The organism is Halovivax sp., from assembly GCA_007119345.1.
Classification (GTDB): domain Archaea; phylum Halobacteriota; class Halobacteria; order Halobacteriales; family Natrialbaceae; genus Halovivax.
Map to the genome: position 1 here is coordinate 1 of SKPV01000033.1, position 9753 is coordinate 9753.

9 protein-coding genes and 1 tRNA gene are annotated in these 9753 nt (G+C 69.8%); 7 read left to right on the forward strand and 3 right to left on the reverse strand.

Annotated features, from left to right (window positions below):
* A partial coding sequence (locus QZT59_RS02880; RefSeq protein ID WP_290811074.1) for a 3-phosphoshikimate 1-carboxyvinyltransferase occupies nucleotides 1-868 on the reverse strand: 868 nt, incomplete at its 3' end.
* Nucleotides 869-1060: 192 nt separating this feature from the next.
* Here QZT59_RS02880 and QZT59_RS02885 point away from each other — a divergent pair.
* The 5 genes from QZT59_RS02885 to QZT59_RS02905 all read left to right on the forward strand — a co-directional run bounded on the left by QZT59_RS02885 (nucleotide 1061) and on the right by QZT59_RS02905 (nucleotide 6438).
* Entirely contained in the window at nucleotides 1061-2245 is a 1185-nt protein-coding gene (locus QZT59_RS02885; protein ID WP_290811077.1) for a M24 family metallopeptidase, read from the forward strand.
* A 173-nt stretch (nucleotides 2246-2418) separates the two neighbouring features.
* Entirely contained in the window at nucleotides 2419-3243 is an 825-nt protein-coding gene (locus QZT59_RS02890; protein ID WP_290811080.1) for a prephenate dehydrogenase/arogenate dehydrogenase family protein, read from the forward strand.
* A gap of 4 nt (nucleotides 3244-3247) precedes the next feature.
* On the forward strand, nucleotides 3248-4864 hold the full coding sequence (locus QZT59_RS02895; RefSeq protein WP_290811083.1) for a small ribosomal subunit Rsm22 family protein: 1617 nt from the start codon (nucleotides 3248-3250) through the stop codon (nucleotides 4862-4864).
* Between the two features lie 132 nt (nucleotides 4865-4996).
* A complete protein-coding gene (surE, locus tag QZT59_RS02900) occupies nucleotides 4997-5815 on the forward strand; it encodes a 5'/3'-nucleotidase SurE (RefSeq protein ID WP_290811086.1) in 819 nt (272 codons plus the stop codon).
* A 239-nt stretch (nucleotides 5816-6054) separates the two neighbouring features.
* A complete protein-coding gene (locus tag QZT59_RS02905; RefSeq protein WP_290811089.1) occupies nucleotides 6055-6438 on the forward strand; it encodes a hypothetical protein in 384 nt (127 codons plus the stop codon).
* A 321-nt stretch (nucleotides 6439-6759) separates the two neighbouring features.
* Here the strand turns inward: QZT59_RS02905 and QZT59_RS02910 are convergent, their stop codons facing one another.
* Nucleotides 6760-7806: a PGF-CTERM sorting domain-containing protein gene (locus QZT59_RS02910; protein WP_290811092.1), complete on the reverse strand. Its 1047-nt coding sequence runs from the start codon at nucleotides 7804-7806 to the stop codon at nucleotides 6760-6762.
* Nucleotides 7807-8257: 451 nt separating this feature from the next.
* On the opposite strand from QZT59_RS02910, the gene QZT59_RS02915 reads away from it, so the two are divergent.
* Entirely contained in the window at nucleotides 8258-8452 is a 195-nt protein-coding gene (locus QZT59_RS02915; RefSeq protein WP_290811095.1) for a hypothetical protein, read from the forward strand.
* A 338-nt stretch (nucleotides 8453-8790) separates the two neighbouring features.
* On the opposite strand, the gene QZT59_RS02920 is transcribed toward QZT59_RS02915, so the two are convergent.
* A tRNA-Ala gene (locus QZT59_RS02920) sits at nucleotides 8791-8862 on the reverse strand.
* Between the two features lie 306 nt (nucleotides 8863-9168).
* On the opposite strand from QZT59_RS02920, the gene QZT59_RS02925 reads away from it, so the two are divergent.
* Nucleotides 9169-9636: a 30S ribosomal protein S15 gene (locus tag QZT59_RS02925; RefSeq protein ID WP_290811098.1), complete on the forward strand. Its 468-nt coding sequence runs from the start codon at nucleotides 9169-9171 to the stop codon at nucleotides 9634-9636.
* Nucleotides 9637-9753 lie beyond the last annotated feature (117 nt).

Sequence of the window (9753 nt, forward strand, 5' to 3'; positions counted from 1 at the left end):
CCGCGTTCCGATCCCAGTCGACGTCGGCGCCGAAACGGGCCGCGTGCTCGACGATCGCGGCGTCGCCCTGCGCGCTCGGCCGCGCGCCCTCGACGCGGACCGGGCCCGCTTCGCCGGCGACGGCGCCCGCCGCGACGAGGTACGAGATCGAGGAGAAGTCGCCGGGGACGGCGTACTCGCCCGCGCCCGGTCCGTAGCGCTGTCCACCGTCGACGGCGAACCCCGCGTCGGTCGCCGCCGCCGCGACCCCGAAGTCCGCGAGGACCTCGATCGTCACGTCGACGTACGGGGCGGACTTGAGCTCGGTCTCCATGTCGATCTCGATCCCAGGGTCGGTCGCCGCGCCGGCCATCAGCAGCGCCGTCACGTACTGGGAGGAGACGTCCCCCGGGATCGAGACCGATCCGCCGCCGATCGGACCGTCGACGACCAGCGGTGCCTGCCCGTTCCCGCGAGTGCTCCGGGCGTCGGCGCCGAGTTCCCCGAGGGCGTCGAGAAGCGGTCCCTGGGGCCGACTCCGCAGCGACTCGTCCCCCGTGAGTACCGTGGTCCCGTCGGCGAGCGCGGCCGCGGCCGTGACGAGGCGCATCGTCGTCCCGCTGTTCTCGCAGTCGATCACGTCGTCGGGGACGGCTGGCCGGCCGTCGAAGCCGACGATCTCGAGGTGACCCTCGTCGTCGCGCTCGACGTCGCCGCCGAATGCCTCGACGGCGCGGGCGGTCGCCCGGGTGTCAGCGCTCCAGAGCGGGTCGCGGACGACCGCGCCCTCGCCGTAGCCCGCCGCGAGGATCGCCCGGTGCGTGTAGCTCTTCGACGGCGGGGCGCGGGCGGTCCCCGCGACCGTCGAGGGGGAGATGGTGACGTCCATGGGCGACACCTGGGTCGGTCCGCCTATCACGGTACCGGTTGCCGGCAGTTCTGACGACGGCCGAAGTCGGGTACCGAGAACGGTCGCGGGCGGGGAGCGATCCCCGGATTCCCGAATCCCGGTTATTCGGATGCGATCCGCGAAATACCGGGATCCCGGTTATTATGTACCGGCCCGACGGAACCAGCGCGTATGGACGTCGACCTCTCATCGCTGCGCGAGTACCTCGACGAGGCGGGCCTGGACGGCTACCTCATCGACGACGACGGGGCGGACGCCGACCAGCAGTACGTGTCGGGCTTCGGCGCGCCGGACCCGTACCAGACGCTGGTGACCGACGACGGCATCCACCTGCTCGTGTCCGGACTCGAGTACGGCCGCGCGAAGAGCGAGGCGAACGCCGACAGCGTGACCAACACCGCGACCTACGACGCGCAGTCGCTGCAGGCCGAACACGGTCCCCACGAGGGGCGGATCCGGCTGATCGAGGCGTTTCTCCGGGACCACGACGTCGAATCGGTCGCGGTGCCGAAGACCTGTCCCGCCGCGACGGCCGACGGCCTCCGGGACCGGGGGCTCTCGGTGACCGTCGAGACCGACGGGATCGTCGCCGACGTGCGCGCGGTGAAGACCGACGAGGAGATCGAGTACATCCGCGAGACGCAGGCGGCCAACCAGCGCGCGATGGCCGTCGCCGAGGGGCTGATCGCCGCCGCGGAGGTCCGGGACGGCCTCCTCTACCACGAGGGCGAACCGCTGACGAGCGAGCGCGTCAAGACCGAGATCGAGATCGCGCTCCTGCGGGAGGGCTGCGCCCTCGACGAGACGATCGTCGCCTGCGGGGCGGACGCCGCCGACCCGCACGACCGCGGCAGCGGACCGCTCGAGGCGGACCAGTCGATCGTGATCGACATCTTCCCGCGAGACAAGGAGACGAAGTACTACGGGGACATGACCCGCACCTTCGTCAGGGGAACGCCCGACGACGAACTCGCCCGGTTCTACGAGGTGACCCGGGAGGCCTACGAGGCCGCCTTGGACGCCGTCGAGGCCGGAACGACGGGCGAGGCGGTCCACGAGGCCGCCTGCGACGTCATCGAGGGGGCGGGCTACGACTCCCTCCGGAGCGATCCCGGGGCCGAGACGGGGTTCATCCACAGTACCGGTCACGGCGTCGGCCTCGACATCCACGAGGGGCCGCGGATCTCGCTGACGGGAGAGGAGCTCGAGCCCGGCCACGCGATCACGATCGAACCCGGCATCTACGACCCCGCCGTCGGCGGCGTCCGCATCGAGGACCTCGTCGTCGTCACCGAGGGCGGCTACGAGAACCTGACCGACTACCCGGTGTCGATCGAGCCCGAAGACCGGCGCTGAGTTCGGTCCGTCGCGCTCGATCGACGCCGAGATCGACCCGTCGAGCCCGGTCGACGCTGAGATCGATCCGTCGCGCTCGGTCGACGCTGCGGCCGGTCCGTCTCGCTCGGTCGATCGGATCGCGGGTGCGGCGATCGAACGCCTTTTGGAACGCGACTGGGTAGGATTCGCCGATGGACGTACTGATCGTCGGCGCCGGAACGATGGGCCGGTGGGTCGGCGACACCGTCGACGGGTCGATCACCTTCGCGGACGTCGACGAGGCGGCGGCCCGAGACGCCGCCGAGGCGGTCGGCGGGCGGACCGCGCCGCTCGATCCGGCCGCGGACGACGCGTCGTACGACGTCGTTTGCCTCGCCGTGCCGATGACGGCGATCGAGGACGCGGTGGCCCGCCACGCGCCGAGGGCCGAGAGCGCGGTAGTCGACGTCGCGGGGGTGATGGAACCGGCGCTGGCGGCGATGGAACGCCACGCGCCCGAGCGGGAACGACTCAGCCTCCACCCGCTGTTCGCGCCGGACCGGGCGCCCGGCGCCGTCCCGTTCGTCCGGGGGGCCGCGGGTCCCCGCACGGACGCGGTCCTGGCCGATCTGGAGGCGGCGGGCAACGACCTGGTGGAGACGACGGCCGACGAGCACGACGGCGCCATGGAGTCGGTGCAGGCCGCGGCCCACGCCTCGGTGCTCGCGTTCGCGATCGCCGCCGATCGGGTCCCGTCCGGGTTCGAAACCCCGGTCTACGGCGACCTTCGGCGACTCGTCGAGCGCGTGACCGGAGGAACGCCGCGCGTCTACGCCGACATCCAGTCGGAGTTCGACGGCGCCGAGGCGGTGGCCGAGGCCGCCGCTCGGATCGCCGCCGCGGACGCGGACGAGTTCGAGTCGCTCCTCGAGGAGGTGGGCGCGGAGTGGACCGACGGCGAGCGTGCGATCGAGGAATCGACGGACTCGACGCCTCGAGCGTCGGAAGAAGCGGGCGAACCGCGAGAGCGGAGGTGATCCGATGGAGGACCGACGCGAGGGCGTCATCGCGAACGCCCGCTACCTGCGCAACGTCCGGCCGATCGACCCCGAGGAGATCCACGAGTACGTCGAGGGCCAGCCCCACCCCGCCGTGGTCCGCCAGCTCCTCCGCGAAGAGGCGCCGACCCTGGGGTTGATCGAGCGCGAGGACGGCACGTTCGTCCCCGTCCCGGCGGAGCCGGTGGCGCCGCTCGCCGAGCCGGTCGAGGCGTTCCCGGAGCGCTACGAGCGCCGACTCGAGGAGCACCTCGTCGACCGGTACGGCCCGGACTGGCACGAAGGCGCCTCGGGCGACCTGCTTCGGTCGACGCTCCGGCGGGTGAAGGCCAGCTACCTGCACGGCGATCCGGTCGACTACGACGAGGACGTCGCGGCCGGGTACGCGATCTACCACCTCCCGGGCTACTACGCGGCCGTCCAGTACGCACTCGACGACCTGGCGGAGCGGAAATTGCTCGGCCGCGAGCTCCGGGTGCTCGACGTCGGGGCGGGCGTCGGGGGCCCGGCGCTGGGGCTCTGTGACTACCTTCCCGAAGACGCCCTGCTCGAGTACCACGCCGTCGAACCGAGCGACGCGGCCGACATCCTCGAGGCGATGCTCTCGGAGACGCGGCGAAACGTGCACGCGACCGTCCACCGGACGACGGCCGAGGCGTTCGACCCCCAGTCGGCGGGCGGCGGAGAACCGTACGACCTCGTCATGTTCTGTAACGTCCTCAGCGAACTCGAAGAGCCGATTTCAGTCTGTCGGCGATACCTCGAGGCGCTCGCCGACGACGGCTCGCTGCTGGCGATGGCGCCCGCGGACAGGGAGACGAGCATCGGCCTCCGGCGGGTGGAACGGGCGCTCGAGGCCGGCGCGAGGACGGCGAACTTGGGGGAGAAGACGGAATCGGCGTCACTTGAAGGGAAGGCGCAACCGGCCTCGAGCGAAGGGGAGGCGCAACCGGCGTCCGACGAAGGAGCGGTCGGGAGGGAGTCCGAGGAGTCGGAGACTGACGAGGGAGGGGGCGAAACCGACGACCCCCTCGACGTCACCGTCTACGGCCCGGCGGTGCGGCTCTGGCCGGGTCGGACCCCGAGCGACCGGGGCTGGACGTTCGACGTCAGACCGGACCTCGCGGTTCCCTCGTTCCAGCGGAGCCTCGACCGCGCCGCGAGCGATCCGGATCACGAGCCGGGCGAGTTCGTCAACGTCGACGTCCAGTTCTCCCACTCGATCCTCCGAACGGACGGTACCCGCCGCGTCGACCTGTCGCTGGACCCCGGCCGGTGGGCGAAGATGGCCGAGATGGACCGGCACGTCACGAACCGGATCGACCTGGTCGCGGCCAAGCTCAGCCGGTCGCTGAGCGACGACGGAAGCGTGGGACCGAGCGGATCGTCGCCGAACCCGCTGTTCAAAGTGAGCGACGGGAGCGAGACCGTCGACCACTACGCGGTCGTCACCGCGGAGACGGCGATGAACCGGTCGCTGCTGGCGGCGGACTACGGCGACGTGCTCGCCTTCGAATCCGTCCTCGCCCTCTGGAACGAGGACGAGCGAGCGTACAACCTCGTCGTGGACGAGGAGACGATCGTCGATCCGGTCGCGTGAGCGGCCCCAGGGCGGGGCACCAGCAGGCGCGCGTGTTCTTTCCCGTTCTTCCCGTTCGACGGTGACGGCCGCCGCGGTCGATCGTCGGCGGCTTCCGGTGGGCTTTTCGCGTCCGGCCCCAACCCGACCGGTATGAGCGACCGGCGTTCGATACTGCTGACCAACGACGACGGGATCGACGAGCCGGGGATCGCGGCGATGGCCGACGCGCTCTCGGCGGTCGCCGACGTCACCGTCGTCGCGCCGGCCGGCGATCGGAGCAGCTGCGGGCGATCGATGTCGAGCGAGGTGACGGTCACCGAACGCGACCGCGGCTACGCGGTCGACGGGACGCCGACCGACTGCGTGGTGGCCGGACTCGCCGAACTCGCGCCGGAGCCGGACCTGGTCGTCGCGGGGTGCAACGAGGGCGCGAACCTCGGCGCGTACGTCCTCGGCCGGTCGGGAACGGTCAGCGCGGCCGTCGAGGCCGCGTTCTTCGACGTCCCGGCGATCGCGACCTCGATGTACGTACCGGTCGGCGACGTCTCGTTCGCGGACGTCGAGACGACGACCGCCGATTTCGCCGAGGCCACGCGGGTGACGCGCTACCTGGTCGAGCACGCGCTCCCGGCCGGCGTCTTTCAGCGGGCGTCCTACCTCAACGTCAACGTCCCCATGGACGCGGGGTCGAACCTCCCGATGGAGGTCACCCGCCCGTCCAGGCGCTACGAGATGGACGCCACGCGGGAGGGGTCGACGATCCGCCTCCACGATCGCGTCTGGGAGTCGATGGACCCGGAGACGATGCCCGATCCGGACGGTACCGACCGACGCGCCGTCGCGGAGGGGCGGATCAGCGTCTCGCCGCTCGTCGCACCCCACGCCACCTGCCACCACGAATCGCTCGACGACCTCTCGAGCGCGTATCCGGATCCGCCAGCCTCGACGAGCGCGGACGTGAATTACTAGAATTCCTGCCAGGTGGTCGCCGACGTCGATCGCTCGCATCTCGCCGACGCGGGTGCGAATCCGACCGTTCCAGAGCGACCTTGCCGATTGCAAGCGATTCCTTGTTGGGCCTCGGGGAAGTGTCAGCCGTTACGACCGGGCGTCCACCGCCACCGAGGCGACATGTTACCGGACGAGCATAACAGCAAGGTAGGTGGGCGTCCAACGTCAGCTAAATCGCCACACGGTGATCGACACACATGGTACTCAGGACACTCTGGACCCGGCTCTCATCTCGGATGGGCGAATCGTCGACGGAGGACGGTGCGCCCGACCCGTCGCCCGAGAACGAGTCGTCGACCGAGGACGAGACGTTGAGCTACGCCGAACAGGTCGAATACGGCAAAGACGAACGCGAACTCTCCGACGAGGACGTCGTGCTTCGCCTGCTCGTCAAGCGCGGGGGCCGCGTCGAGCGCGAGACGATCGTCGAGGAGACGGGCTGGTCGACCGACCACCTCGAGTCCGTCGTCGACGAGATGGAAGCGGACGACCAGGTCAGCGCCATCACCGTCGGGCGGCGCAACGTCGTCTGTCGGCGAGGATTCGAACCGAAAGGATACCGGTCGCACCTGAAGGAGTGAGGCGGTCGGCCGGGGTCCGAGTGTAGCGATCGACCGCCGGCTACCGCATCCGGGGCGCGTCGAACCGATCTTCGATTGCTCGTTCGAACCGTTCTCGCTGGTGTTTCAGTACCGTATTCGCGAGTTCGACCCACCCGGTGTCGCGGATAACTCCGACTTTTTCTCACGGGCAACTCCGGTCATTTCTCACGAGCACAGCCGTCCGGTCTCCCGTGGACAGCCGTCCGGTCCCCCGTGGACAGCCGTCCGGTCTCACGGGTATTCTCCATCCCGTGCTCGCGAGTGTGAGGAGCCACCCGTCGCGGAGACGCCGATCGATCGTCACCGGCGCGAGCGGACGCGACCGCCAACCCCTGCGACGCCGGCGGCGAGCGCCAGCGCGAGGATCGCCGCGAACGGACCGAAACCGGGGAGTCGGTCCGTCCCGCCCGTGGAGCCGTCGTCGCCGGCGGACCCGGTGGATTCGTTCGCGAGGGTGTCGTCGGCGCCGTTCGATCCGGTCCCGTCGGAGGCGTTCGAATCGGTCGCGTTCGATCCGGGGTCGTCGCTCGAGCCCTCGTCGCCGGTCGACTCGGCCAGCTGTAAGACGACCACCGCCTGGCCGTGGGACGCGTCGGTCTCGTAGGTCCAGCCGCCGCCGGCCTCCTCGTAGGAGACGGCGTCCTCGATCGGGTCGACGTCCGTGTCCCACGCCTCGTGGGCCTGCTGGATGTAGCCGACGAGTTCGACGTCTTCGGCGTGCTCGCCCTCGATTTGGGCCTCGCCGTACTCGATCGTGGCGTCCTCCGGGAGGCCGTGCCACTCGATGCAGTGGGAGTCGAGGTAGCCGTCGCCCTGTGGCAGGTCCGGATCGGTGCCGAACTGGTCGGCGTCGAGCGGGCGCTCGTAGTGATCGGTCAGCGGGTACTCGACGGTCATCGGATCGGCGCCGGTGTGCCACTCGAGCGACTCGCCCGTGGGGACGGTGACCGTGGTGTCGGGGATCGATTCGCCGACGATCGGCTCGCCCGCCTCGTTCAGCAGCGTCACGCAGACCTTCCCGGAGCCGCCGCCGAGGTACGGACTCCGGTACTCGTCGCGGGGGTTGACGTAACTGATCCAGCTGCCGTCGCTGGCCGACGCCTCGTACCAGCGGTCGCCCGGTTCGGGGACGGCTTCCTCGTAGGCCTCCTCGCTCACTGACTCGTTCGCCTGGAAGGAGGCCGCGAGCGCGTCGGTGGGTTCGTGCGCGCCGGCGTTGGCGGGCTCGTCCGCGACGGCCGCGGCCGCCGAGCCGGCGGCGAGGGCGAGCACGGCGAGTCCGGCGAGGACGACGATGCAACCGAAGATGTGTCGGCGAGATTCGAAGCGCGGAGTGTATTCTCGCATGGGTATGCCCGGTCGCGCCGCGACTCGGCCGGGCGCCGCTGGCCGAAGCCCCGTCCGACGCGAACCTGACGAGAACGCCGACAGACACGGATATTGATATGTAGACGGTACCAAATGGTAGGTGGCGATTTGTTCTCGGTAGGAGTCGGCGAACGCGGTACAGGGGTAGCATTATCCGGCGAAGGCGGTCCTTGCCCGGCGAACGTGGGGTTCGGATCGGGACTCCGACGGCCGGGACCTCACCCCCTCGTGACCGAACGTCGCATCGGTCGACGTGGTCGCCGATGGACGGCCGTGGAGGCGACCGGTCACTCGTGGGTCGACGGGTCGCATCCGTGCCGAGTTTCGTGTCCCCTAGATCGAAGCGTGTCCGTCGGTGTCCAGCCAGGTTTCCGGAAACCGTTTCGGAAAACAGTTACGATTATTAGGAGTCCCGGAAGAGTTTCCGGAGATGGCCGACGAGCGGGGACCGGAGCGGGCGATGGGGCGGTGCGTGGAGTGCGGGTCGGTGTACGCAGCCCGAAAGAAAGCGGACGGGAGCCTGTTGCCGATCGGGAAGCGCGATGGGTGCGAGTGCGGCGGGACGGAGTTCGTGCCGGTGAACGCGGAACCGGACGACGATGATCCCGATCCCGACGACCGGTGACCGACGTCGACGACGAGGTCTGGAGAGCGAACGCTCGAGAGGACCGCCGCGGATCGAGGACGTTCCGGACGACCCGCAAACGTGAGAGCCGCGCAGAATCATGGACTCGCCGGGATCGAGCGAACGCGTAGCGTTCGCGATGGTCGGCGAGTCCGCGACTGATCGAGCGAGACGACGTGAAGGAGTGGACTCGCCGGGATTTGAACCCGAAGGAAGACGTTCCGGGGTGCTCGTTCACTCCGCTCACTGCGCTCCCGGGGCTGCGACTTCCAGGCGTTCAAATCCGGGCGTCGACGACGAATCGCGCGGCTCACGGCGATGTGAGCCGCGCAGAATCATGGACTCGCCGGGATTTGAACCCGGGGCCTCTCCCATGCCAAGGGAGTGATCTACCGCTGATCTACGAGCCCGCGGTTGCAGTAGTTGGTTTCCGTCGGGAATAGATAAACCCCTCGAAAGCTGCGAGCCGAGGGAGCCCGACCCACGCGACGACGCCCCTCGCAGACGCGCCGACGACGGTATTGTGGGACCTCGCAGACGCCTGCGCGGGACCTGCGGCGTCTAGAAACCCTTTTGTCCGGCACCGGGCAAGAACCCGTCGGGAACCGCACGGCCGCAAATCTGACTCGTCACGCTCGGCGTGACTCGGGATTGCGGAAGTGCACCCGGCCGGAGGCCGGACACCGAGCGGTCAGTGCGATTCCTATCCTCGATACATGGCACGAATGCACACCCGCCGCCGCGGCTCGTCCGGTTCGGACCGGCCGGCGGCAGACGACCCACCGGAGTGGAGCGACGTCGACGCGGACGACGTCGAAGCGCGCGTCGTCGAGCTGGCCGAGCAGGGGTACGACCCCAGCCAGATCGGCATGAAGCTGCGAGACGAGGGCGTGACCGGTACGCCCGTCCCGGACGTGACGCTCGCGACCGGCAAGTCCGTGACGGACATCCTGGACGAACACGAGGCGACGCCGGAGCTCCCCGAGGACCTCCGGAACCTGATGACGCGGGCGATCCGCCTGCGCGAACACGTCCAGGAGAACCCCCAGGACCACCAGAACAAGCGCTCCCTGCAGAACACGGAGTCGAAGGTCCGTCGCCTGGTCACCTACTACCGCGGGGACGAGATCGCCCCCGACTTCACCTACAGCTACGACGTCGCGAAAGAACTCCTCGAGGACTGAATGACCGCCACGGGCCGCACCGCCGCGCCGACGCCGGCCGACCTGGCCAGCGCCGGCTTCGTGCGGCTCGTCGTCCGCCCCGACGGAGACGCGCTCGCCGCGGCCGGTCTGCTCGCC

Bases quoted from the DNA above. Each gene is read 5' to 3' on its own strand.
- QZT59_RS02885 (WP_290811077.1), top strand. From the start codon at position 1,061: ATGGACGTCGACCTCTCATCGCTGCGCGAGTACCTCGACGAGGCGGGC.
- QZT59_RS02890 (WP_290811080.1), top strand. From the start codon at position 2,419: ATGGACGTACTGATCGTCGGCGCCGGAACGATGGGCCGGTGGGTCGGC.
- QZT59_RS02895 (WP_290811083.1), top strand. From the start codon at position 3,248: ATGGAGGACCGACGCGAGGGCGTCATCGCGAACGCCCGCTACCTGCGC.
- surE (WP_290811086.1), top strand. From the start codon at position 4,997: ATGAGCGACCGGCGTTCGATACTGCTGACCAACGACGACGGGATCGAC.
- QZT59_RS02905 (WP_290811089.1), top strand. From the start codon at position 6,055: ATGGTACTCAGGACACTCTGGACCCGGCTCTCATCTCGGATGGGCGAA.
- QZT59_RS02910 (WP_290811092.1), bottom strand. From the start codon at position 7,806: ATGCGAGAATACACTCCGCGCTTCGAATCTCGCCGACACATCTTCGGT.
- QZT59_RS02915 (WP_290811095.1), top strand. From the start codon at position 8,258: ATGGCCGACGAGCGGGGACCGGAGCGGGCGATGGGGCGGTGCGTGGAG.
- QZT59_RS02925 (WP_290811098.1), top strand. From the start codon at position 9,169: ATGGCACGAATGCACACCCGCCGCCGCGGCTCGTCCGGTTCGGACCGG.